This window comes from Bradyrhizobium sp. CCGB01, from assembly GCF_024199795.1.
Classification (GTDB): domain Bacteria; phylum Pseudomonadota; class Alphaproteobacteria; order Rhizobiales; family Xanthobacteraceae; genus Bradyrhizobium.
Genome location: NZ_JANADK010000001.1, coordinates 957,950 through 981,898 on the forward strand (window position 1 = coordinate 957,950; position 23,949 = coordinate 981,898).

A 23,949-nucleotide genomic window follows, 5' to 3' on the forward strand; every position below is an offset into this window, starting at 1 on the left:
GGCGGAAAGATTCTGGATTGCTTCGCTGCGCTCGCAATGACGGAGTTTGTTGAAGCGTCGCGGCCTTAACAGCGACATCGCAATCTGCGGGAACGGAACATCGGGCGCCAGATAACCGCCACCAAATCGCCGCAACCGCCGAAGATTTGCGCGGCTTCGTGACCCCCGCATCCGGAACGCTCCGCGCCGCTGCAAGTTCTTAGCCGCGTAACGGTCAACGGATCTGACAGGAGCACTCCATGCGAAACCTCATCTTGCCCGCCATCGTCGCAATCGGTCTTGGAACGGCGGCGCCGGCGCTGGCCTACGACAGCGGTGATCAGCTTTCGATGCAGGCCGCGCTCGATGTCGCCGCCGATATCGGCGTCATGACCATTTCGCACACCGAGTTCGCCGGCGACGAATGGCAGATCGAAGGCCGCGACCGCGCCGGCCGCTGGATGGAAGTCGATGTGGATGCCCGCACCGGCGAGGTACGCAATGTCGATCGCGGCTGGTAGTTAGCGCTGCAAGTTTGCGCGAGGCGGGTCGTGGAAACGCGATCTGCCTCGACCTACGTCAGCACCTTTACGCCGCCGAACGACGTCACCCGCCCTTGCTTCAGCATCACGATCTGCGTCGCGAGCTGGCGCAGTTCGGCGACATCATGGCTGACATAGACCATGGGGACATTGGCTTCGTCGCGCAGCCGCACCAGGTAGGGCAGGATCTCGAGCTTGCGGCCCTCGTCGAGCGCGCCGAGCGGCTCGTCGAGCAGCAGAAGGCGAGGCTTCGACAGCAGCGCACGGCCGAGCGCGACGCGCTGGCGTTCGCCGCCCGAGAGCTTTCCGGGCCGGCGGTCGAGCAGTGCGCCGATGTCGAGCAGGTCGATGATGCGCTTGTGCTGGGCCGGATCGGGCGCAAGGCCGTTCATCCGCCTTCCATAGTCGAGATTCTGCGCGACGTTGAGATGGGGAAACAGTCGCGCGTCCTGGAACACATAGCCGATGCGGCGGCGATAGGTCGGCACGTGAATGCCGGCTGCAGTATCGTCGACGGTCTCTCCGTCGACGACGATGGTCCCGCGGTCGGGCCGCAGCAGCCCCGCGATCATATTGACGAGCGAGCTCTTGCCCGCGCCTGAGGCCCCGAACAGGCCGATGACACGGCCCTCGCTCGTGAACGATGCAGACAGCGAGAACTCGCCGAGCTTCTTTTCGACGTCGACGCGCAGCATGGTCAGTTCCCGTGCAGTCGTGCGGTCGCGCGGCGCGCGAACCATTCTGCCGCAATCAACGCGCCGAGCGCCAGCACGATCGAGACGATCACGAGTCGTCCCGCGGCCGCGTCGCCATCGGGCGTCTGGATCAGCGAATAGATGGCCGAGGAGATGGTCTGCGTTTCGCCGGGAATGTTGGAGACGAAGGTGATGGTCGCGCCGAATTCGCCGATCGCCTTGGCAAAGCCCAGCACCATGCCGGCGAGCACGCCGGGCAGCGCCAGCGGCAGCGTCACCGTGAAGAATATTTTCCAGGGCGCCGCGCCAAGCGTCTCCGCGGCCTGCTCGAGCCGGCGGTCGATCGCCTCGATCGACAGCCGTATCGGCCGCACCAGCAGCGGAAACGACATCAGGCCGCAGGCGAGCGCGGCGCCGGTCCAGCGGAACGCGAAAACGATGCCAAGATAGTCGGCGAGGAAGCCACCGACGAGGCCGCGGCGGCCGAAGGTGAGAAGCAGGAGATAGCCCGTGACGACAGGCGGCAGCACCAGCGGCAGATGCACCAGCGCGTCGAGCACCGACTTGCCCCAAAAATCCTTGCGGGCGAGCAGCCATGCCAGCGCAATGCCGAACGGCGTTGCGACCAGCGTGGCAACGACGGCGACCCTGAGCGAGAGCAGGATCGCCGTCCATTCGGCGGGAGAGATGTCGAACATCAAGTTGGAGATATCAGGTCGTAATCATGCAGGTCGCTAAATCACGTCGTGGGGCTGACCAGGAACTTGAATCCGTATTTTTCCAGAATGGTCTTGGCGGCCGTCGAGCGCAGGAAGGCGAGATAGTCGTTGGTCTCGGGCTTTGCGGTGGTGGTCGCCGCGACCGGATAAATGATCGCGGGATGCGAATCCGCGGGGAAGGTGCCGACGATCTTCACGCCCGGCTCCACCTTGGCGTCGGTCGAATAGACGATGCCGAGATTGGCCTCGCCGCGGGCGACCAGCGTCAGCGCAGCGCGCACGCTCTCGGCCATCGCGAATTTCGGCTCGGCCGCCTGCCATGCCCCGAGCTTCTCCAGCGCGGCCTTGGCGTATTTGCCGACGGGGACAGACTTGACGTCGCCGGTCGCGATCTTGCCGTCGCCGGCGAGCTTGGCGAGGTCGAAGCCCTGCGCGATGGCGACGTTGTCGACCTTGGAATCCTTCGGCGCGATCAGCACGATGCTGTTGCCGAGCAGGTTGACGCGGGTCGGCTCGTTGATGGTCTTCTTGGCAATCGCGTAGTCCATCCAGTCGGTGTCGGCGGAGACGAACACGTCGGCCGGCGCACCTTGCTCGATCTGCTTGGCGAGCACCGAGCTTGCGGCATAGGAGACGCTGAACTTGACGCCGGTCTTGGCGGTGTAGGCGGCGTCGACCTCGTCGAGCGCGTTCTTCATCGACGCGGCGGCGAACACGGTGATGGTCTTGTCCTCGGCGCTGGCAGGCGAAAGGCTCGCGCCTGCGAGGATGACGAAGGCGGTGAAAAGTCCGGCAATACGATACATGGATGCGCTCCGTGCGAGCTCGCGCGCGCGAAAGGCACACGCAAATCTGGCGTTGGGTTAAGTCAGGTCGCGACGGGCGGAAGCGCTGTTCCACGGGGTCCCTGCGACGGCTTACGGCCGGCAGGGATATCGCAGCTGCGAAGATAGCAGGCTGGCGCCTCAGGTCAAAGGCGACTGTGTGTCTAACCGGGCAGCTTTATTGCGCCGGCAGGATCGCGATCGACAGCGAATTGTCCTTGGCGCCACTGACCTGGAGCACGACGGGCTGGCCTGACAGCTCGTATTTCATGGTCTTGCGGATACCGTCGCAATCGGTCGCGCCGCTGAAGGCCACGGGCTTGAGGAAATGCCCGTCCTGGACCACGTCCAGCCAGGCGCCGGCAGAGAGGCTGATCGTGTAGAGCCCGGCCTTCGGCGCCTTGATGCCAGTGAAGCCGGCAAAGGTACCGTCCTTCGGCGCCCGCTCCGGCGGCGTCGGCAGTTTTGCTTCCTGAGGCGCGACCAGCCCCAGCGTGATGGCGGACGAGGGCAGGGCCGCCTGTTCGCTTCCCGACGCGAGCTTGGCGCGGTCCGGCGCCGTCAGCGCGGCGCGCTCGCGCTCGATCGGCCACTTGAACTTGTCGCAGCCGCTCGGCTCCTCGGCAGCCAGAACGGAGGTCGCACCGAGCATGAGCACAGCGAGGAAGGTGAAGACGCGCATGTCAGATCTCATCGTTGGCCTCGCAAAGGGCGCGGGCGTGTCGTTTGGTCTGTCGAAGCATGGGATGCGCATCCCAAAATACCGCGGGCTGACGGCCGAGCGGCGGGACGATCCTAACGCATTTGGGGGGCGCGAACCAACCAACGAGTTTGTCATCCCGGACAAGCGAAGCGCAGATCCGGGATCCATAACCACAGGGAGGAGTTTGACGAAGACTCGGAGTTACGCTTTTGCGCCAAACTACTCCCTGGGGTTCTGGGTCCCCGCGCCCCGTGCGCAGTTGCGCACTAGGCGGGGACGACCGCGCGCTACGGCTTCGCATCGCTCGCGTGCAGCACGACCTTGCAGGCCGCCGGCATCTGCGCCAGCGTCATCGGCGGCTTTGGCTTCGGCGGCTCCGGCGGCGGCTTCGGGTGCAGCACCGCGTCAGAGAACCAATAGGCGAGATCGGCGGGTTTGCAGCCTTCGTCCTCGGCCTGCGACGGCTGGCCCTCGCATTCGCCGGCGCCCGCCGGGCAGCGCATGCGGATGTGGAAGTGATAGTCGTGGCCCCACCATGGCCGGATCTTCGACAGCCATGAGCGGTCGCCCTTGGCCTCGCGGCACAGTGCCTTCTTGATCGCGGCATTGACGAAGATGCGCTGCACGCCCGGCTCCTGCGCGGCGTCGCGCAGCACCAGCACATGGCCTGGTGTGAACACCTTCGGATCGATGTCGAGCCGGTCTTGGCGCACCATCATCACCGCCGACATGTCCTCGCGCTCCTCGCGCGACAAGCGGCGGTCCGGCATCGGCGTCAGCCAGATGTCGGCATCGAGACCGATCTGATGGCTGGCATGACCCGACAGCGCCGGCCCGCCGCGCGGTTGGCCGATGTCGCCGACCAGAATGCCTGGCCAGCCGGCGTCCTTGTGCACCCTGGCCGCGAGCCGCTTGATCAGTGCGATCATGTCGGGATGACCGTAGTTGCGGTTGCGCGACAGCCGCATCACCTGCCAATTGTCGCCGTTGAGCGGCATCTGCATGGCGCCGCCGATGCAGCCCTTGGTGTAGGAGCCGATGACATGCGCCGCTCCCTTCGAGGGCAACAGCTTGCGCGCGAACAGCTCCTTGGCGCCGAGAGCGGGATCGTTGGGATTGGCGAGCGGCGGCAGCGGCTTCGGGTTGACGCTGCCCTTGTCCTGGGCCAGCGCGTCGCCGGCGGTCAGGAGCGTCATGACGAGCAGGAGAGGGGCGAGGCGGCGGGGACTCATGCTGTCATCCTTATAGCCCAACGCCGCGCCGGGGTTAAGAAACAGTCCTTCGCCTGAGAATATCGTCCAAAAGTCGCAGTTCCCCGCGCTGGGCCGGCCGATTTTTAACGCCGCGATAACCCTCTCGTGCATTGACCAAAATTCGTGCGTGGGATGCGTACTCGGTCCCCTCTGCATGCAATCGCGCACGATCCCGGAAACGATTCAAGGCCGCGCGCAATTCTGCGCCATCGTGATCTCCGATGACGACGACGTGATGGGTCAGGTACGCCCGCCGGCGCCGCCGCGCCTCGCAAACGGGCAATAGAGGCTGCTTTCCTGCGGCCGCCAGACCGTGGGGCCGGCCGTCGAACCAGCCAAGATTACTTTTTTTTCAGACACTTGCCCCAAAACTTGCGGCCGTTGCGCGCGACTGGGACGAGTGAAGTTGAGTTTGGGCTCTCGAAAAACAACGAAGCGAAAGGGACGCATGCTCGCCCGGGCCGGCCGGCAGCCGTGCAAGCCGCGCTTCGCGCGTGCGCCTCACCCCGTTTCCGAGCGCGACGAGCTGCTGCGCAGCCGCGCCGAGGCGGAGGCCGCGATTGCCGAGGCCCGCAAATCCCATGAGCGCCTGCGCCAGGCCATCGACATCCTGCCGCAGGGCATCGTGTTTCTCGATGCCGAAGGCCGCTACGTGCTCTGGAACAGGAAATACGCCGAGATCTACAGCAAGACCGCCGATCTATTCGAGCAAGGCGCGCGGCTCGAGGACACGCTGCGCATCGGCGTCGCGCGTGGCGACTATCCCGAGGCTGCCGGTCACGAGGACGAGTGGATCGCCGAGCGGCTGCAAAAGCTCTATCAGCCCGGCGCACGCCACGAGCAGACACTGTCGGACGGCCGCGTCGTCCTGATCGACGAGCGGCTCACCGACGATGGCGGCGTGGTCGGCCTGCGCGTCGACATCACCGAGTTGAAGCAACGCGAGGCCTCGTTCCGCCTGTTGTTCGATGGCAATCCCGTCCCCATGATCGTCTGTGCGCTCGACGACGAGCGTATCCTCGGCGTCAACGATGCCGCGATCGCCCATTACGGCTACAGCCGTGCCGAGTTCGAGAAGCTGAAGATCCGCTCCTTGCAGGCCTTCGATAGCGAGCCGCCGTGGACCACCGACCGCTCCAGCGAGGAGCAGGCCGCGCGCACCTGGAAGCACGTCAAGGCCGACGGCGCGCTGATCGACCTTGCGATCTATTCGCGCGAACTGACTTATGCCGAGCGGCCCGCGGTGCTGCTCGCGCTGATGGACATCACCGAGCGCAAGCGCGCCGAGGCGCGGCTCGCCTTCATGGCCCAGCATGACGGACTGACCGGCCTGCCCAACCGCAATCTGCTGCGCCAGCAGGTCGACGAAATGCTCCAGCATACGCGTCGCAGTACCGACAAGGTCGCGCTGCTGATGCTGGGGCTGGACAATTTCAAGGCGGTCAACGACACGCTGGGACACGCGGTCGGCGACAAGCTCCTGCGCGGCGTTGCCAAGCGACTGCGCTCCACCTTGCGCGAGGAGGACGCGCTGGCGCGGCTCAATTCCGACGAGTTCGCGATCGTGCAGAGCGGGCTGGCGCGTCCCGAGGATGCGGTGATGCTGGCCAAGCGCCTCCTGGAAGCCATCGCCGATCCCTATCTGCTCGACGGCCATTCCGTGGTCATCGGTGCCTCCATCGGCATCGCGATGGCGCCCGGCGACGGCGATGATTCCGAAAAGCTGCTCAAGAACGCCGACATGGCGCTGTCGCGCGCCAAGGCCGATGCCCGCGGCACCTTCGCGTTCTTCGAGGCCGCGCTCGATGCGAAGGCACAGAGCCGCCGCAAGATCGAGGTCGAGCTGCGCGACGCGATCCAGAACGACGTGCTGCGGCCGTACTATCAGCCGCTGATCGACCTCCAGAGCGGCCGCATCACCGGCTTCGAGGCGCTGGTGCGCTGGCCGCATGCCGAGCGCGGCATGGTCTCACCGGCCGAGTTCATTCCGGTCGCCGAAGAAACTGGATTGATCAATCCGCTCGGCGGCCTGATGCTGCGCCGCGCCTGCCTCGACGCCGCGACCTGGCCCGACGACGTCCGCGTCGCCGTCAACCTGTCGCCGCTCCAGTTCCGCAGCGGCAATCTGCTCTCGGTGGTCACGGACGCGCTGAAACATTCCGGCCTGCCGGCGCGGCGGCTCGAGCTCGAGATCACCGAGACGCTGCTGCTGGAGAAGAGCGCGCAGGTGCTGGCGACACTGCATGCGCTGCGCGCGCTCGGCGTCCGCATCTCGATGGACGATTTCGGCACCGGCTATTCCAGCCTGAGCTATCTGCGCAGCTTCCCCTTCGACAAGATCAAGATCGATCAGTCCTTCGTGCGCGACCTCGGCGCCAACCGCGAGGCGCAGGCGATCATCCGCTCGATCGTCAGCCTCGGCAAAGGCCTTGGCGTCACCATCACCGCCGAGGGCGTCGAGACCGAGGCCGAGCTGAGCTGCCTGCGCGCCGAAGGCTGCGACGAGGGGCAGGGCTTTCTGTTCAGCAAGGCCCGCCCGAATGCCGAGATCATCAGCCTGCTGGCCGCGCAGCGCGGCATCGACGCTGCTGACGAGGATGCCGCGCTGGTGGCGTGAGGCGCGCTGCCCCTCACCTTGCCCCCGCTTGCGGGGAGAGGTCGGAATTCAAGCGCAGCTTGAATTCCGGGTGAGGAGGTACAGGTCCCTCGACGACCCTCAGTGTGGAGAGAGGCCCCTCACCCCAACCCTCTCAGCGCGAGCGAAGCCCGTCGCGGCCCCGCGAAGGGCGGGGCGAGGGAGCGCACCGTCGGCGCGGCTGTCACTCCGCGTCATCGCTCTGCCAAAATCCCCCTCCCCACATCCTCGTAATGCGTGTCACGGGCCTGGATCTGCTGCGCGATGGCGTGCATGTCGCGAAACCGCCGCTCGAACGGGTTGCTGCGAAACACGGCGGTCGCGCCGGCCATGTGATAGGCGGTGTCGACCACCTTGGCCGATTGGTGGATGGTCCAGGTCGCCGCCAGCCTGACAGCGCTGCGATGCGCGGCGCTGAACTCGCCTGTTACGCAGAGGTCGCGCCACATCGCATGCGCCGTGGCATAGAGATAGGCGCGCGCGGCGCGCAGATCCCCCTCGGTGCGGCCGATCAGGCCCTGGACCGCCTGGTTGTCGCGCATGGCGCTCGCTGCCAGCGATTGGTGCTTTGCCCGCGACAAGGCGATCGCGGCATCCAGCGTGGCGCGCGCGACACCCAGTGAGACCGCGGCAAAGCCGAGGCTGAACGTCGAGCCGGTCCCGATCCTGTAGAGCGCCCCCTTCTCGACCAGCGCGGACGGCACGTCACGAAACGCCGTGAAGCGCTCGGGGATGAAGAGGTCGGCGACCTCATACGAATCGGTGCCGGTGCCGGCGAGCCCGATCGCCTGCCAGACGTCGTGCAGCACGGCGCTCCCGACGGGAAACAGGATGGTGCGCACCTCCGGGGACCCATCGGTATTTTTTCGCGTTGTGCCGTCGGCATTGACGATGCGCACATGCGCCCCCAGCCAGCTCGCCTGCCGCGAGCCCGACGCAAAATCCCAGCGCGCCGTGACGCGATAGCCACCCTCGACGCTGCGCGCCTCATGGGCAATCGCGCCCCAGGCGAGGATGCCGGGCGCGGTGTTGAAGATCTCCTGCGCGGTGTCGCGGTCGAGCGAGGCCGCGATCATCGCGCACACGCTGCACTGCCCGAGACACCAGGCGGTCGAGGCATCCGCCTTCGCGATCTCCTCCTGCATCTGCATGAAGGTTTCGATGGAGGCTTCGATGCCGCCGAGGCTTTGTGGGAGGAGGGCGCGATAGAGCCCATTCTCGATCAGCGCGGAGACGACGGCCGGCGTGAGCCGCCGGGTGCGCTCGATCTCGTTTGCCTCGCTTGCGATCAGCGGGGCGAGAGCGCGGGCACGTTCGACCAGATCAATCTCGGAAATTGCGTCCATGCGCGTTTCCTTGCCCATCCTGCCGTCTCTTGTCGCCCGGATGGAGCGAAGCGAAATCCGGGGCCTTTAAAAACCGCTACGCACTATGGCGCGGACCGGCCAGGGTCATCGAGCCATCGCTCCATGATGATCGTGCGTTCGTCACCATGATAGCTATCGCGCACGGTATTGAACCCGAGCTGTGCGTAAAAAGCTTCAGCGGTGACCGACGAAGGAACGGTCAAGGAGGAAATATTTCGCTCGCGCGCCGTGCGCTCGATCTCGGCCATCAGCAGCTTGCCGATCCCCCGGGCCTGAACGTCGGGCGCCACGAAGACCGTCCGGACCACGCTTCCGTCAAGGCTCGCCGTTCCAACGACGCGGCGGCCGATGGTGGCAACGAAAACGCTCCGTTTGCCGATCAGTTGCAGCACGGCGGCCGGGCTGAAGCTGCGCTCGACCCTTTCGATGATCTCGTCCGTATAGTCCTTCGCGTTCGTTTCGCGCAGCGCACGCAAGATGACCGTGCTGATCTCGTCGGCGTCTTCCTCGCGCGCAGATCTGATCGTGCATTCCATGATCGCTCCACGCGCTCAGCCGTCGCGCCTTATCTCGTCAGGCCGCGGCGCGGCCAAGGTCGAGCTGTTGTTTGCGTTTGGTCGGGAAGCTCAGCGCCACCGCGACCGCGGCGAGCCCGATCGCGAAGGAGCCGGCGTGCAGCCATGTGTAGCGCTGGAAATTGTCGAACACGAGCCCGCCGGCCCAGGGCCCGAGCGCCATGCCGAGGCTGGCAAAGGCCGACACCGCGCCGAACACGGTGCTCATGATGCGCGCGCCGAAGAATTCGCGGACGAGCACCGCATAGAGCGGCATCACCCCGCCATAGGCGAGGCCGAACACGACCGACAGCGCGTAGAATTCGCCGAGCTGCGCCACCGCCAGATAGGTCGCGATGCACATCGCCTGCACGAACAGGCCGCCGACCAGCACGGGCTTTGCGCCGATGCGATCGGCGAGCGTGCCGAGCAGCAGGCGCCCGCCGAGGCCCGAGACGCCGGCGACGCTGTAGACCGTCACCGCCGTGAGCGGGGCGATGCCGCACACCATCGCATAGGACACCATGTGGAAGATCGGGCCGGAATGCGCCGCGCAGCAGGCGAAATGCGCGGCCGCGAGCGCGACGAATTGCGGCGTGCGCAGCGCCTGTGCCGCGGTCAGCTCGATCTCCGGCGCCGTGTCGGTGCTTGCCGGGCCAGCCACTTGCGGCGCCGGACGCACCAGGAAGCAGGCCGGGATCAGCAGCGCCCACGCAGCACAGCCGATCACCAGCATCGCGGTGCGCCAGTCATAGGCCGTGATCAGCCAGCTCGCGGTCGGCGCGATCGTGACCGGCGCCACGCCCATGCCGGCGGAGACCAGCGCCACCGCAAGGCTGCGGTTCTTCTCGATCCACGCGCTCGCGAGCGCCATCATCGGCGCGTAAAAGCTGCCGGCGGCAATGCCGATCAGCACGCCGAAGAACAACTGGAATTGCCAAAGGCTTTGCGCCTGGCTCGCAGTCACAAGGCCGAGCCCCAGCAAAAGACTACCGGCAAGAACCACGATGCGGGTGCCAAAGCGATCCGACAGCGTGCCCCAGAAGAACGCGGCCACGCCCATGCAGAGGAAATCCAGCGTCGCCGCCGCCGACACCCCGGCCCGCGACCAGCCCATCGCTTCCGAGATCGGCTGCAGGAACACCGCCAGCGACAGCATCGTGCCGAAGCCGACACAGGTCATCAGCGCCCCTGCAGCGACAACGACCCAGCCATAGTCGAATCCCGACGGCTTGCTCATGCGTTTCCTCGCGCTTTTGCTCTTGTTGATGGTGCGCGCGGGGATGGTGGCCTATCTGTCGGCGGAGGGCAAGGTTACTCGCAATAGACGGGTACAGAGCTTGCGACGTTGCAGCTGCACAAATCAGCATGTGCCATGGGCCGCAGCAACGTCGATTCAGGATGTGTCTTGTGCCGCAGTTTCGTTGCTTCGGCGTGCCCGTTCCATTTGTCCCGTCCATCCGTAAGCCGAGATCAGACTCATGTAAGCCTGAGAATCCGCGCCTGATATGTTCAGGGAGCGGCTGCACTGTTGCAGGGCTTCCTCATATTGACGGAGGTGCAAATGCGCGACGCAGAGAAGCCGTGCTGTGATGGTATCGTGCAAGACGGCCACATTTGCGAGGTCGCCGTCGAACCGGTCCGACCAGATGTCGCGCGCGGTCTGAAGGTCGGTCAGAGATACGTTGACCCGCACCTGCTCTCCGTTGCGTCTCACCGCACCTCGCACGGCCCAGCGGATGCCGAGATCTGTCCCGAGCTGCTGCAAATCGATCGACTTGTTCTTGTAGGTCAAGGCGGTGTCGCGTCCAATGACGCGCGTGGCGGACGTTCGCGCGAGATCGGTCGTCAAATCTGTCGAGATCGAGTCGGCAAGGGAGTCCTGCGCCGGATCGTCGTTGAGGCTGGCGAAGGGCAACACGACGAGAGAGAGACGAGGCGCAATCTCGGGCCTGGCCGTCGGTTGTCCCTGGATATTTTGAGCTTCCCGTTTGGCGTCGGCACGGACCGTCTTCCAGGCATTCCAATATCCGGCAACGCCGCCGGCAATTGCGCCGATGGCGGCGACCGACGCCAGCACGCTGCCGACGAGCCTTAATCGACCCCTGAGGTCTTCCAGCCAGCCAGCGGATCGCCGTTTGCCAACCGCGGTTGAAGAGGCAATTGGGATCGCAACCGCTGCCGCGGGTCCTGGTTGCCGATCATCATCGTGCACAGCGCCCACGAAACGAAAGCCCTTTCGTGGAAAGGTCTTGATAAGACGTTGGTGCTGACCGGAGTCACCGATCGCGCGTCGGACGGCGTTCAACCGGGTCGTCAGCGCCGCATCGGATACGATCCGGCCATTCCAGATTGCGTTGACGAGATCGTCCTTGCTGACGACGCGATCCCTGCTGCGGATCAGATGTTCGAGCAGGTCGAGAACCTGGGGTGTCGTGGGCACGACATCCGGTCCGCGTCGCAATTCGCGCCGCTCGGTGTCCAACGCACAGTCCTCGAAGAAATAGCGCATGGCACCATTCTCCAGGTCTGCCCTCTATCGTCCGAGGGCGCAGTTATCCTTCGACAATAGGCCTTCGGTAGCGAAAAAGTAAGCCGCGAACATCGGTCCACCCCGTCAGGGGGGTAGCAGCGCCGTGCCTTTTCGGAAGGCCCGCCTCACAGAGACCCTTCTCGAAGATCGCGTAGTCATCGGCCCGATGCAGCTCGCGCCGGTCCGTGTCGAGCACGTGCTCGTCAAAGAGATAGCGCAAGTTGCCGCTCCTGTAGCCAACACTTCCGTTGGATGAAGCCGTCTCTGCACCTGCTGGGGCGTAAAGTAAGGCGCCGGTGAGGAAAATGTAAGCCGCACGTCAAGCGTGCCCGGCGAAGTCCTGACATCCTGCCATCGGTAAAGGGATATCGCCGATGACGACCATCCACGGCGTTGCGCTGGTGCGACGGACTGCCACACCGGTGCAGCAAGCTACCAGCCTCTTCCTGCTGGTCTGGAGCGCATGGCAGGAACGCCGCAGACGGCGGAGGTTACAAACCACGTCCTGTGCCCTCAGCGATCGGGAGCTGATGGATATCGGCGCGACGCGCGCCACGATCGACTACATTGCCTTGCAGCAAGGCAGCGCAAGGCCCCATCGTTCGGCACACTGGCACATTGGCAATGCGCTTGGGATCTTGTTGCTCTTCAACTTGCCTGGCTTGATGTCCGCGGATCGCGCCGAGGCGCAATGCAGTGCGCAGGACGTTCTGCGGAGGAGCTTGGCGGCCAAGGTAGCGCCGCCGGCTCTCGGATCGGAGAGTCCGGTCAGCTCCGCTGCAGATGTCTCGGTGTGGAAGACGATCAGGATAGGAACATTCAAGGATACTTTCGCTCTTCGCAACGCAATGAGCGCGATGGGGTGCGGCGTCGGAAACGCGGCCGCCGAGATACTGGCCCGACCCGCCTTTACTCTGAGCCGCAGCAAGGCGGAGATTGAGCTTGTTGCCGTGTCGGTTGCCGAGCTCGGCTTTCAAGGCGGGGCTTCGCTGCGGGCGATCTATCTGCGTGCACAGGAGCTCGGTTTTGCTCTTGCGCCCGCCGAAATCGCACCGCAGCTGAGACTTCAGTATCTGGACCAGCCGATCGGTGAGTTTCTCACCATTGGCATGGAGCCCATCAGGACATGGGCGGGTGAAGCGATGCTTCTTACGGTGGCTAATGGCGGAGCGGGCCTCATCCTGATCGGCCAGGATGGCCGCGACGACGCGCAGATATCTGCGATATCCCGTTTCGTGTTCGTGCGACCCGATACATCCATAGCTCCAGAGGCTGCAGCGATGGTCAGGTAGCATGCTGCGATCTCATTGGTCTGGGCTCGGTCAGGGAGACGGGTGATGATCACGCGTCGTGATGTGTTGTCGGCGGCCGGTGTGGCGATTTCCGCCTCGTGCCTCGTGTCGCGCGCGCTCGCACAGCCACTCTCAAAAACCGTGCACATACTGACGGGCTTCACGCCGGGATTCCAGGACGCTCTGGCGCGGCTCGTGGCTGGACAGATGAGCGGCTATGCGGAAACCATCGTGGTCGAGAGCCGGCCGGGTGCGGGCGGTCGCATCGCAGTGGAGGCGGCGAAGAATGCCGACGCCGATGGATCGGCGATGTTGTTCTCGCCCCTTGGCTTCATGATGTTCTTTCCGCACGTCTACAAGACACTGAGATACCAGCCGCGGGATTTCACACCGGTGTCGACCGTCGCCTCGACCCCGACATTGCTGACGGTCGGCCCGATGGTGCCGGCCGACGTCAAGACGCTGGCAGATTTCGTGGCCTGGTGCCGCGCCAATCCGAAGCTCGCGACCTTTGGCTCGCCGGGGGCCGGAACAACACTGCATTTTCTCGGGACGACGCTGGGCCGCAGTGCCGGCTTCGATTTTCTTCACGTGCCCTATCAGGGCGGCGGTGCTATTCAGGATCTGGTCAAGGGCGTGATTGCGGCGACGATCATGCCGATCGGCAGCTCGCTCGGACTTGTTCAATCTGGAGATCTTCGCGCGCTCGCGACCACCGGGCCGCGTCGCTGTCCGTTCGTTCCGGCGGTGCCGACGGTGCGGGAGGCCGGATATCCGTCGCTCGAGGACCTCACATGGTTTGCGTTCTTCGTTCCGGCGAGGACGCCGGCGCCAATCGTCGAGAAGCTCAATGCCGCGATCCAGGCGGCATTGCGCACCGACGAGGTCCGGGCCGGCATGGCAAAGCTGGCCGTTGAGCCGGACGCGATCGCCATGGAAGACTTCGCCCGGCTGATCGCGTCCGAATCCGACCGGTGGAAAGCGATCGTGCAGGCAACCGGGTTCGTCCCAACCGACTGAGTTCGGCATCCACAGGAGGCAACCATGAGCGGGCCGGCATCCGTGCACGATCTCGTGCAGTCGCATCGCATCACCGCGGTGATTTATGCGGCGGCGAAGCTCAATCTCGCCGAGGCCATCGGCGATGGGACGAAATCGGTGGCCGAGCTCGCCCGGCTGGTGTCCGCCGACGAAAATGCGCTGCGCAGGCTGCTGGTCGGCCTGACGACAATTGGCCTGTGCAGGCAGGCCGACCGCGACCGGTTTGCCATGACCGATCTCGGCCGGCAGCTCGACGAGACCGCCGACCCATCCTTCAAGGACTGGGTGCTCTTCGAGGGCGAGATGCTCGCGCAGTCCTGGAACGGGCTCGTCGAGTCGGTTCGCTCCGGGAAGAGCGCGGGCGAGTTGCGCGGCGATGGCGATGATCGCTATGCCGCGACGAGCAATGCGCCGGAATTCACCCGCCGGTTCAACGCCGCGATGGTCAGCCTGACGCGGAGCATCGTTCCAAAGATCGTCGCGGCCCACGACTTCGCGACCGCGCGCGTTGTCGTGGATCTCGGTGGCGGCACCGGCGAATTGATCGGCGGCGTGGTCAAGCAAAACCCGCATCTTGAGGGCATCGCCTTCGACCTGGCGCGCTGCGAGGCGGGAGCGCATGCGCATTTTGATCGACTTGGCATCGCAGATCGCTGCCGGTTCGTCGCCGGCAGTTTCTTCGAGAAGGTCCCGGGCGGCGCCGACACGATCCTGATGAAGAGCATCCTCCACAATTGGAAAGACGATCGTTGCGAGGTCATTCTGCGCAACTGCCGGGACGCGCTACCGGCCAGCGGAAGGCTGACCGTGATCGAGCGGATCATGCCGGAGCGTGCGACGACCGAGCCCCAGGACCGCTCCTGCGCCATGAGCGACCTCAATATGCTGAGGGGACCCGGCGGCTGCGAGCGGACGGAAGCCGAATACCGCAGGCTTGGCGTCCTGGCCGGCTTCGCCTTCGTCGGGACCACCGGTGTTGGCTCGTTCAGCCTGGTCCAATTCCGAAAGGTTGGACACTGACTGCCGTCCGTCCCTCGCCCGTAAGGGGGGAGGATGATCCGGTTGAGCCATTTTGCGGGGGCGCCGGGATGCAAACCATTGGTCGGGGCATGAGCTGGAGGAGCACGGCGCTCCACGACAAGCTGATCAACGAGCGGGCCCTATGGCGCGTCAATCGGCCCGGGCCGTCATTGCATTGGCACTGACCGGTTTGGTGTCGGTGGATTTGGTCCTGGTTCAATTGCCACGAGCTGCATCGAGCAAATGTGCCCCTCATCCCCAATGTGTTCGCGGTCGCTGGAGGGTGGCCAACAGACGTTTTGACTTTTTTGTGTTTTCAATGCTTTGACGGCTCGACCTTGTCGGCATGGACCAGTCTCGATCGTCCTTGGATGGACCCCGCACACGTAAGTGATGCCGTCACCTCGAGCCGTGAAATCGAACTAGGAGCATTGTTCATGAGGATTAACGTTGAAACCACCGTCGCAGCCCCCATCGATCAGGTCTGGCGCGCTTATACGACGCCTGCTGACATCATGGAGTGGAACGCCGCGTCCGACGACTGGCATACGACAAAGGCTACGGTCGACCTGCGCGAAGGCGGTGTCTTCTCGTCTCGCATGGAGGCCAAGGACGGCAGCATGGGCTTTGACTTCGCAGGTACCTACACGAAGATCATTGAACATAAGCGGATCGAGTACGCGTTTGGCGATCGAAAGGCCGAAGTCGACTTCGAGCCCGGTCCGGAGGGCATTGTTGTCCGCGTTGTCTTCGATAGCGAACCCACACACTCGGTTGAGCAGCAGCAGGGCGGCTGGCAGGCAATCCTCGACAAGTTCGCACAATATGTGAAGGCGAAGTAGGGGAAGTCGTGAGGCCGTGCGGGGACAGGAGATGGACGTTCCCGCGGGGCGTCGTCGGCTTTCCGCGCGGAGCCCCTGACGGAAACTGAATGGTCGCGAAATAGCCGGCTTCGGGGCTGCCGCGTCGGTTGCCCCCTCAGCCGGTGACCTCCGGTTTGCGCCGGGCTCCGGACAGGCCGCTGCGCTGCGCTCACCGACGCGATGGCCAATAGGTGACGTCAAGCTGTTACGATGGCGCCGCATCCCCTGCGCGCGACTCTGGCCGCGCGCCACCCCTCAGGGGAAGCGGCTGGTCGCCAAGCAACACCTTCACCACCACGTCACGCGCATTGCTGGGGTCAAGCGAGTGCTTTGCGATCAGGTCGCTACAGTCGGCGACAATCTGGTCGGCGTCCTGCATGATCTTGAGCTTCTTGTAGCGATCGGGCCGACGCAGGCCCATGCTTTCGCCAACCACTTCAAGGATATTTATGATACGGAATGGCCAGTCGCGCTCGTGCGCGCACAGCTCGCGATGATCGGAATGATAGACAGCGACCAGTGCATCGACACCTACATCGCGCGCCGCCTCAAGTTCCATGAGTTGCAATTCGCGCTTGAACTTTGGAAGTGCGCCGACATCCACGCTCTGCAAACCCACCGCTGGCTGGTTCAGATCGACGAGTTCGATACCAGGTACCGTCGTCAAGATTTCAGCGGCGGCTTCCACGACGCCGGCCACGCCGGGATGCTTGTGCAGCGCGACCCGCATTTCGACCCTGCGCTGAAGGTGCGGCTGTAGCTGCGCCAGCCGGTCGCCGAGAAAGCGCATGAACGGGCTCATCTCGAACGGGCGGGACCCGTGCTGTCGCTCCACCGTTGGCAGGATGGTCTCCGTGTACTGGACGTAGCACGACGGGCACCAGGAGATCACCTGCCCCGAGTTGGAGTGCGACAGCCTTTCCATGGTACTCGAGCCCATACGACCGGCCATCTCCGCGTCGCCAGACTTGAGTTGGAGGATGCCGCAACAATGGCTCGGTCCGCCCATCACCTGATAACTGATGCCGAGCGCGTCCATAATATCGAGGGCAAGCAAGGCGATGTGCGGCGTCTTGAGCACATTGCAGCCGGTGTAAAACACGAAATCCGGCGCCTCAACGGGCGTGGCGACCGACGCCGATCCCTGACCCAGTCGTTCGAGCACGTCCGCATCGAGTTGCATGCGCGACAGCACGTTCACTCCACGACTGCCGTCGCGGTACTTCTCGACACCTCGCCGGCGTCGTTCGGCAAGCTCATTGTCCGACTTCGCGATGCCGAGTCGCGCCATGCTCAGCAGGAAACGCGGATTGACGCCATAGGCGCACGCCTTGATGCAAGCCCCGCTCCGCATGCAGGACTGCGCCCATTTGCGCGACGCTTCCGGGCCGTTGCCGGTACGTACCAGTTCGAGAATACCGCCGATGATGTCTTCGGACTTTGTCCCCAAGATGCCGGCCGGCTCGACACTCGGACAAGCCTCGACGCATTTCCCGCATCGCGTACAGGCGTCGAGCATGTCTTCGGCATATTCAGCCAGGGACGTCTCGAATGGGACCTCGTTCATTGGCTGCATGACCAGCTCCCAGGCCTGCTGACGGATCAGCTACGTGCCGCACATGACAGCGCCGCAACCTAACCCACAATTGGCGATCTGTACACGAGCAGGCCGCAATGGGGATTTGTCGCCTTCAGCTCAATGGCGTCACTATGGCCGCGTGCCGCTCTCTTCCGGTCTACCCCTGTGAACGGAAATCGTCAGACTGTACCGGCATGTCTCACACGGGCCAATTCCGGACTCGCGCACCGCAGCAGTTTAGTGCTTTGCAATGAATTCAAGTACCTTCTCATTGAAGGCTTGGGCGTTCTCAACCTCCATCTGATGAGATGCCGCCGGAATCGTTGCACGTTCGACGCTTGGTAAGCAGTGCTCCAGTCTGTCGTTGATGACACGGAACATCTTAGGACTGCGCTCCCCGTCGAGGAGCAATGTTGGCGCTTTCAACTTCTGCACATCCTCGCATGTGGTGGGCGGGAAGAGGTCTCGCGAGGAGCTCTCGCCTTTTAGTTCTCGGGCATTGTCCATGACGCGCTTCAGAACGGGAGGTGGGAGTTTCTCGTACGAACCCTCGCCCAACACGCCGTTCACAAATCGACGCACTCCTTCTTCGTCATTCCCCTGCTTGAATGCTTCGCCCGTTGCGATCGATCTCGTGATAGCGGCGGCAAGAAGAGCATCTCCTTCAGGTGTCGTCTTTAGTAACGGCATCATGGGCGGTTCGCCCAGCGTCAGACTGCGAATGACGCCCGGATGATCCCGTGCGACCAGGAACGCAATAAACGCCCCATACGAATGACCAATGAGATGAACCGGGGGTAGATTAAGTGCCTTGATGAAGGCAGCCAGGTCTGTAGCATGGATGGTGACAGAAAAATCAGTTGCATCTTTGGGCCATTCATTTGGGTAGTGATACCGGCGACTGTACGAGATTAGTCGATATCCCTTCGACAACGCATCAAGCTGTCCATCCCGCGTGCGATAATCCTCCAGTGTGCCGTGCACCAACACCACTGGAGTTCCTTGCCCGAGTTCAATGTAATGCAGTGGAAGGCCATTAATTTGCACCTCTCTTGTTTGCATGTCCGGTGAGGAAGCGCCTTTCTGCTGCGCGAATGACGGACTCGCGACGAAGAACATGGCTGCTACCGATATGAGGACGATGTATTTCAGGACGAGTGTGCTCGATTGCATATGACTCTCCTGGTGTTGTGAGACCCGTCTGCTTCGGTTTTGCTTATCGCCGGTTCAACTCCTCAAAAAAGCGCGGTAAGACCAAGTCTTGTCAGCCCTCATATTGCTGACCTTGGTCACGGAAGCTACCAATGTGATGCGTTTCGCCTTTTCCGGCGGCCGCGCCACAGCATGCCGCATCGCAGACGCAATCATTAGCCCAGCAACGAAATCTCGTCGCTTCATCGATCACTTCATCGGCGATAGCGAACAATGCTGATGGCGTGCATGGGCGATATCCAGCACCGTATGATTGAAGCGGACAAAGCAACGTGAGACAAGAAAGCACTACTGTCGCAGTTGGGTCAGAAGCAGTCTTCGAGGAGCCGCGCCTGGCAGGTCGGTTGACGGGCCAGAAGCCGACGCAAGCCGTCATTGACGTGGCGCATGGATATCGAATTCAGAGGTTGCCAATCGGTCGGCGGTCGAGATGGTGTGTCCTGATGGACGCCTGCTGCATACCCGCTGCCATGATGTCATCATGCCCCTGTTTTGCCCGACGGGTCAAATCGATTTCGTAAAATCGAAAAACCCCAATGCCGACAGGGAGCCGGCTACTGTGCATGGGGTTGTTTTCGCGAATTTTGTTTGTCGGCCCCCGATATGCCGGGCCGGCCCCAATCTAATCAGGTCCGGAGTGGCCTGAGCGTTCGCCTCAGCTGTCCACCTTCAGCGCGGCTATGAAGGCTTCCTGCGGGATGTCGACCTTGCCGAACTGCCGCATCTTCTTCTTGCCTTCCTTCTGCTTCTCCAGAAGCTTTCGCTTACGCGTGATGTCGCCGCCGTAGCACTTCGCGGTGACGTCCTTGCGTAGGGCGCGGACGGTCTCGCGCGCGATCACCTTGCCGCCGATCGCCGCCTGGATCGGGATCTGGAACATGTGCGGCGGGATCAGCTCCTTCATCTTCTCGACCATGGCGCGGCCGCGGCCTTCGGCGCGGGTGCGGTGGACCAGCATGGAGAGCGCATCGACCGGCTCGGCGTTGACCAGGATCTGCATCTTGACCAGATCAGCCGGCTTGTAGTCGGTGAGATGATAGTCGAACGAGGCGTAGCCCTTGGAGACCGACTTCAGGCGGTCGTAGAAGTCGAACACGACCTCGTTGAGCGGCAGATCGTACTTCACCATCGCGCGCGAGCCGACATAGGTCAGCTCCTTCTGCGAGCCGCGGCGGTCCTGGCACAGCTTCAGCACGCTGCCGAGATATTCGTCGGGCGTCATGATCGTCGCCTCGATCCAGGGCTCCTCGATCTCGGCGATCTTGACGACGTCGGGCATGTCGACCGGATTGTGGATCTCGATCTCGGAGCCGTCGTTGAGCTTCATCTTGTAGATGACGCTCGGCGCGGTCGCGATCAGGTTGAGATCGAACTCGCGTGACAGCCGCTCCTGGATGATCTCCAGATGCAACAGGCCGAGGAAGCCGCAGCGGAAGCCGAAGCCGAGCGCGGCCGAGGTTTCCATCTCGAACGAGAAGCTGGCGTCGTTGAGGCGCAGCTTGCCCATGGCGCCGCGCAACGTTTCGAAGTCGTCGGCATCGACCGGGAACAGGCCGCAGAACACCACCGGGATCGCCGGCTTGAAGCCCGGCAGCATGTCGGTGACAGGCTTCCTGTCGTCGGTGATGGTGTCGCCGACGCGGGTGTCGGCCACTTCCTTGATCGCGGCGGTGATGAAGCCGATCTCGCCGGGGCCGAGCTCGTCGACCTGCTGCATCTTCGGCGTGAAGAAACCGACGCGCTCGACGTCGTAGGCCGCGCCCGTGCCCATCATGCGGACGCGGCTGCCCTTCTTCATGACGCCGTCGACGACGCGGATCAGCACAACGACGCCGAGATAGACGTCGTACCAGCTGTCGACCAGCAGCGCCTTCAAGGTGGCGTCGCGGTCGCCTTTCGGCGGCGGCAGGCGGGTGACGATGGCTTCGAGCACGTCAGGGACGCCGAGGCCGGTCTTGGCCGAGATCATCACCGCGTCCGAGGCGTCGATGCCGATGACGTCCTCGATCTGCTGCTTGATCTTCTCGGGTTCGGCGGCGGGGAGGTCGACCTTGTTCAGGACCGGGACGATCTCGTGATTGTTGTCGAGCGCCTGGTAGACGTTGGCGAGCGTCTGCGCTTCAACGCCCTGGCTGGCGTCGACCACCAGCAGGGAACCCTCGCAGGCCGCCAGCGACCGCGAGACTTCGTAGGCGAAGTCGACGTGGCCGGGCGTGTCCATCAGGTTGAAGATGTAGTCCTTGCCGTCCTTGGCGCGGTAGGCGAGGCGCACCGTCTGCGCCTTGATCGTGATGCCCCGCTCGCGCTCGATGTCCATGGAATCGAGCACCTGCTCCTTGCCCGCCATTTCGCGGTCGGAGAGGCCGCCGGTCATCTGGATCAGACGGTCGGCCAGCGTCGATTTGCCATGGTCGATATGGGCGACAATGGAGAAATTGCGGATGTTGGAAATGGGGGCGGTCGTCATGGGCGCGGGATACCACTCACATCCCCGTGCGGCAACCATATTGCTGTATTTTCAGGGCCTTTGTTCACGCCAAGCTGATTCCAAGCGGGCCCAAAACGCGCTACGCAACGGCCATGTCGACCACCTCGATGCCATCCGCCAGAGCGCGGGCGAAGGCCCGCTTGAGTTATGACCGCTTCCGGGCCTGGCTGGTCGCCTGCGCGACCCGGCCGGAGGCGAGATTGTGGCTGGTGATCCAGTTCGCGATCCTGCATGCGGTGCTCTGGACCTTCATCCTGATCAACCTCAAGGCGGCGCAGGACGTTCACATGGACGTCGCAGAAGCCTATGGCTGGGGGCAGCAATTCCTGTGGGGCTACGGCAAGCACCCGCCGCTGTCAGGCTGGGTCGCCGGCCTGTGGTTCAGGGCGTTCCCGGCGACGGACTGGGCCACCTATGCGCTGGCGATGGCCACCATCGGCGTCGGCATGGTGATCTGCTGGCTGCTCGCGCTGCGCGTGGTGGACGCACGCCGCGCGTTCCTGGTCGTGGTGATGATCGCGCTCTACCCGATCTTCAATTTCAAGGGCTTCAAGTACAACGCGGATCTGCTCCAGCTCGTCACGTTGCCGCTGCTCGTGCTCGCCTATCTCAACGCCTTCGAGAAGCGGAGCTGGCAGTCCGGCGTCTGGTTGGGGCTCGCCGGCGCGCTGGCGCTGATGACCAAATACTGGGTGCTGACCATGATCGGCGCCATCGGCCTTGCCGCGCTGATCCATCCGGAGCGGATGAAATTCCTGCTGTCGCCGGCGCCGTGGGTGGCGATCGCGACGATGGTGGTGGCGATGATCCCGCACATCGTCTGGCTCGCGGACGCGCATTTCGTGCCGCTGACCTATGCCGGCGATACCTACAGCCTCGAGGACGCCGGCCTCGTGCATCAGCTCGTGACCGGCTACGTCCTGCATAATGTCGCGCTGCTGGCATTGCCGGTAGCGCTGGCCGCGCTCGCCATGGCGCTGGTGCCGCCATGGTTCACGCTGCTCTTGCGTGCGCCGTTACGCATCGTCACGCGCGCCTGGGCGCGCGGCGCCAATCCGGGCGTCAATGTCTCGCAGGCGTTGAACGTCTGGATCGTCCAGATCATCGTCGCGGTCGGCCCGCCGCTCGGTGCGCTGGCCTTCAGCATCTACATGAAGACCGATTGGGGCATCTCGCTGTTCTTCCTGGTGCCGCTGGCGCTGGTCGCGATCCCGGCGTTGCGGGTGCAGAGCGCGACCCTGTTCAACATCGCCGCGATCTGGCTCGTGCTCAGCGTCGCCACGCTCATAGCCTCGCCCTGGATCGCCGCGCGCGAGATGGCGGCCAATGCCGGTAACGCAGCGATCTATGGCGCGCGCTCGGAGCTCGCGCGCGAATTGACCCAGGCCTGGCACACCCGCTTCGCCTCGCGCTGGGCCGTCGTTGCCGGCACGATGGAACAGATCCAGCCGCTGGTGTTCTATAGCCCTGATCATCCGGCCGCACTGATGCCACTCGAAGCCTGGGATTCCGGGCTGACCTCGCGCGATGACGCCAGGAAATACGGTTTCATCGGCGTGTTCGATCCGACCGACGGCCGTTTGCCCGCATTCGAGAAATGGGTGTCCGAGGTCGCGCCGAATGCCGAGCGTATCGTGATGACGACGCGCCGCTTCACCCACGGCAAGGTCGGCCCGGCAATGAGCTGGAACATCTACATCGCGCAGCCGGCGAAGTGAGCGAGATCTCGTAGGGTGGGCAAAGCGAAGCGTGCCCACCACTTCCGTCGTGATTGTCGGGAGATGGTGGGCACGGCGCGTCGCGCCTTTGCCCACCCTACGGCGTCGAGCGTGTGGCTCAGACCCCTTCCTCGTTGAACTTGCTTTCAACGAGTTCCGTGATGGCCGCGAGCGCGGCGTCGGCCTCGGCTCCTGCGGCGGCGACGGTGATGGTCGTGCCGGGACCCGCGGCGAGCATCATCAGGCCCATGATCGAGGTGCCGCCGACGGTCTCGCCGCCGCGCGTCACCCACACCTGCGCGTCGAAGCGCTCGACCGCCTGGACGAATTTCGCGGAGGCGCGGGCGTGCAGGCCGCGCTTGTTGATGATCAGGAGATCCTTGGAGATCGCGCCCGCGGGCACGCCTGTCCCGGCTTGCGGCGCGTCGTCACTCATTTGCCGGCGAGCACGCGGCTGGCGATGGTGACGTATTTGCGGCCCGCTTCCTGGGCCATCGCGATCGCGTCGGGCAACGGACGCTCCTCGCGCACCTTGGCAAGCTTCACCAGCATGGGAAGGTTGATGCCCGCGAGCACTTCGACTTTCGGCCGGCTCATGCAGGATATTGCAAGGTTGGACGGCGTGCCGCCGAACATGTCGGTGAGGATCGCAACGCCGTCGCCGGAATCGACGCGGTTAACCGCCTCGATGATGTCGCTTCGGCAGAGATCGGAATCATCTTCGGCACCGATCGTGATCGCTTCGATTTGCTTTTGTGGGCCCATGACATGCTCAAGCGCTGCCTTGAATTCGTCGGCAAGGCGCCCGTGGGTCACAAGTACTAGACCAATCATCGGAAAACTCCTCGCGGGCGCTTTTGGTGCACCGCACGAACGCGCCACTTTGACCATCCAGAGCCCCCGCGCAAGAGGGGATGTTGCGTATCTCCCTG

General features: G+C 63.9%; 21 protein-coding genes. 7 read left to right on the forward strand and 14 right to left on the reverse strand.

The features are described 5' to 3' along the window. The first annotated feature begins 239 nt into the window (after positions 1–239). Complete coding sequence (locus NLM25_RS04285) at positions 240–500, forward strand: PepSY domain-containing protein (RefSeq protein ID WP_254136170.1); 261 nt, start codon at positions 240–242, stop codon at positions 498–500. Between the two features lie 53 nt (positions 501–553). On the opposite strand, the gene modC is transcribed toward NLM25_RS04285, so the two are convergent. The 5 genes from modC to mepA all read right to left on the reverse strand — a co-directional run bounded on the left by modC (position 554) and on the right by mepA (position 4,694). Then, the gene (modC, locus tag NLM25_RS04290; RefSeq protein ID WP_254136171.1) at positions 554–1,216 is read right to left on the reverse strand and encodes a molybdenum ABC transporter ATP-binding protein; all 663 of its coding nucleotides are present in this window, start codon (positions 1,214–1,216) and stop codon (positions 554–556) included. Positions 1,217–1,218: 2 nt separating this feature from the next. Further along, positions 1,219–1,914 carry a molybdate ABC transporter permease subunit gene (gene modB, locus NLM25_RS04295; RefSeq protein ID WP_254115341.1) on the reverse strand — a complete coding sequence of 232 codons (696 nt, stop codon included), beginning with the start codon at positions 1,912–1,914 and terminating at the stop codon, positions 1,219–1,221. Positions 1,915–1,955: 41 nt separating this feature from the next. Beyond that, positions 1,956–2,741, reverse strand: coding sequence for a molybdate ABC transporter substrate-binding protein (gene modA / locus NLM25_RS04300; RefSeq protein WP_254136172.1), 786 nt, complete (start codon positions 2,739–2,741; stop codon positions 1,956–1,958). 196 nt (positions 2,742–2,937) lie between these two features. After that, positions 2,938–3,441 carry a hypothetical protein gene (locus NLM25_RS04305; RefSeq protein ID WP_375167877.1) on the reverse strand — a complete coding sequence of 168 codons (504 nt, stop codon included), beginning with the start codon at positions 3,439–3,441 and terminating at the stop codon, positions 2,938–2,940. A 308-nt stretch (positions 3,442–3,749) separates the two neighbouring features. Further along, positions 3,750–4,694 carry a penicillin-insensitive murein endopeptidase gene (gene mepA / locus NLM25_RS04310; RefSeq protein ID WP_254136174.1) on the reverse strand — a complete coding sequence of 315 codons (945 nt, stop codon included), beginning with the start codon at positions 4,692–4,694 and terminating at the stop codon, positions 3,750–3,752. Positions 4,695–5,163: 469 nt separating this feature from the next. Between mepA and NLM25_RS04315 the strand changes: the two genes are divergently transcribed. After that, positions 5,164–7,332, forward strand: coding sequence for a bifunctional diguanylate cyclase/phosphodiesterase (locus NLM25_RS04315; protein ID WP_254136175.1), 2,169 nt, complete (start codon positions 5,164–5,166; stop codon positions 7,330–7,332). Between the two features lie 212 nt (positions 7,333–7,544). Here the strand turns inward: NLM25_RS04315 and NLM25_RS04320 are convergent, their stop codons facing one another. The 4 genes from NLM25_RS04320 to NLM25_RS04335 form a co-directional block, all read right to left on the reverse strand. Further along, the gene (locus NLM25_RS04320) at positions 7,545–8,696 is read right to left on the reverse strand and encodes an acyl-CoA dehydrogenase family protein (protein ID WP_254136176.1); all 1,152 of its coding nucleotides are present in this window, start codon (positions 8,694–8,696) and stop codon (positions 7,545–7,547) included. An 83-nt stretch (positions 8,697–8,779) separates the two neighbouring features. Next, positions 8,780–9,253 carry a GNAT family N-acetyltransferase gene (locus tag NLM25_RS04325; protein WP_254136177.1) on the reverse strand — a complete coding sequence of 158 codons (474 nt, stop codon included), beginning with the start codon at positions 9,251–9,253 and terminating at the stop codon, positions 8,780–8,782. 37 nt (positions 9,254–9,290) lie between these two features. Further along, positions 9,291–10,511, reverse strand: a complete 1,221-nt coding sequence (locus NLM25_RS04330; RefSeq protein WP_254136178.1) for an MFS transporter — start codon at positions 10,509–10,511, stop codon at positions 9,291–9,293. A gap of 156 nt (positions 10,512–10,667) precedes the next feature. Beyond that, on the reverse strand, positions 10,668–11,783 hold the full coding sequence (locus NLM25_RS04335) for a winged helix-turn-helix domain-containing protein (protein ID WP_254136179.1): 1,116 nt from the start codon (positions 11,781–11,783) through the stop codon (positions 10,668–10,670). A 395-nt stretch (positions 11,784–12,178) separates the two neighbouring features. Between NLM25_RS04335 and NLM25_RS04340 the strand changes: the two genes are divergently transcribed. The 4 genes from NLM25_RS04340 (at position 12,179) to NLM25_RS04355 (ending at position 15,999) form a co-directional block, all read left to right on the forward strand. Further along, on the forward strand, positions 12,179–13,096 hold the full coding sequence (locus NLM25_RS04340) for a hypothetical protein (RefSeq protein ID WP_309143578.1): 918 nt from the start codon (positions 12,179–12,181) through the stop codon (positions 13,094–13,096). Between the two features lie 45 nt (positions 13,097–13,141). Then, positions 13,142–14,116, forward strand: coding sequence for a tripartite tricarboxylate transporter substrate binding protein (locus NLM25_RS04345; RefSeq protein ID WP_254136180.1), 975 nt, complete (start codon positions 13,142–13,144; stop codon positions 14,114–14,116). A 24-nt stretch (positions 14,117–14,140) separates the two neighbouring features. Further along, complete coding sequence (locus NLM25_RS04350; RefSeq protein WP_254136181.1) at positions 14,141–15,157, forward strand: methyltransferase; 1,017 nt, start codon at positions 14,141–14,143, stop codon at positions 15,155–15,157. Between the two features lie 437 nt (positions 15,158–15,594). Then, positions 15,595–15,999 carry an SRPBCC family protein gene (locus tag NLM25_RS04355; RefSeq protein WP_254115354.1) on the forward strand — a complete coding sequence of 135 codons (405 nt, stop codon included), beginning with the start codon at positions 15,595–15,597 and terminating at the stop codon, positions 15,997–15,999. A gap of 226 nt (positions 16,000–16,225) precedes the next feature. Here NLM25_RS04355 and NLM25_RS04360 read toward each other — a convergent pair whose 3' ends face one another. The 3 genes from NLM25_RS04360 to lepA all read right to left on the reverse strand — a co-directional run bounded on the left by NLM25_RS04360 (position 16,226) and on the right by lepA (position 21,278). Beyond that, complete coding sequence (locus NLM25_RS04360; protein WP_254136182.1) at positions 16,226–17,596, reverse strand: (Fe-S)-binding protein; 1,371 nt, start codon at positions 17,594–17,596, stop codon at positions 16,226–16,228. Between the two features lie 240 nt (positions 17,597–17,836). Then, positions 17,837–18,772, reverse strand: a complete 936-nt coding sequence (locus tag NLM25_RS04365) for an alpha/beta fold hydrolase (RefSeq protein WP_254136183.1) — start codon at positions 18,770–18,772, stop codon at positions 17,837–17,839. A 694-nt stretch (positions 18,773–19,466) separates the two neighbouring features. Further along, positions 19,467–21,278, reverse strand: a complete 1,812-nt coding sequence (gene lepA, locus NLM25_RS04370) for a translation elongation factor 4 (protein WP_254115357.1) — start codon at positions 21,276–21,278, stop codon at positions 19,467–19,469. Between the two features lie 113 nt (positions 21,279–21,391). Between lepA and NLM25_RS04375 the strand changes: the two genes are divergently transcribed. Next, positions 21,392–23,017 (forward strand): glycosyltransferase family 39 protein, encoded by a 1,626-nt coding sequence (locus tag NLM25_RS04375; RefSeq protein ID WP_254136184.1) that lies wholly within the window; start codon positions 21,392–21,394, stop codon positions 23,015–23,017. A gap of 118 nt (positions 23,018–23,135) precedes the next feature. On the opposite strand, the gene NLM25_RS04380 is transcribed toward NLM25_RS04375, so the two are convergent. Both NLM25_RS04380 and NLM25_RS04385 read right to left on the reverse strand, forming a co-directional pair. Continuing rightward, positions 23,136–23,453, reverse strand: coding sequence for an HPr family phosphocarrier protein (locus NLM25_RS04380; RefSeq protein ID WP_254115359.1), 318 nt, complete (start codon positions 23,451–23,453; stop codon positions 23,136–23,138). Continuing rightward, complete coding sequence (locus NLM25_RS04385; RefSeq protein ID WP_007597752.1) at positions 23,450–23,851, reverse strand: PTS sugar transporter subunit IIA; 402 nt, start codon at positions 23,849–23,851, stop codon at positions 23,450–23,452. Before NLM25_RS04385 ends, NLM25_RS04380 begins: the two co-directional genes overlap by 4 nt. Between the last annotated feature and the right edge of the window lie 98 nt (positions 23,852–23,949).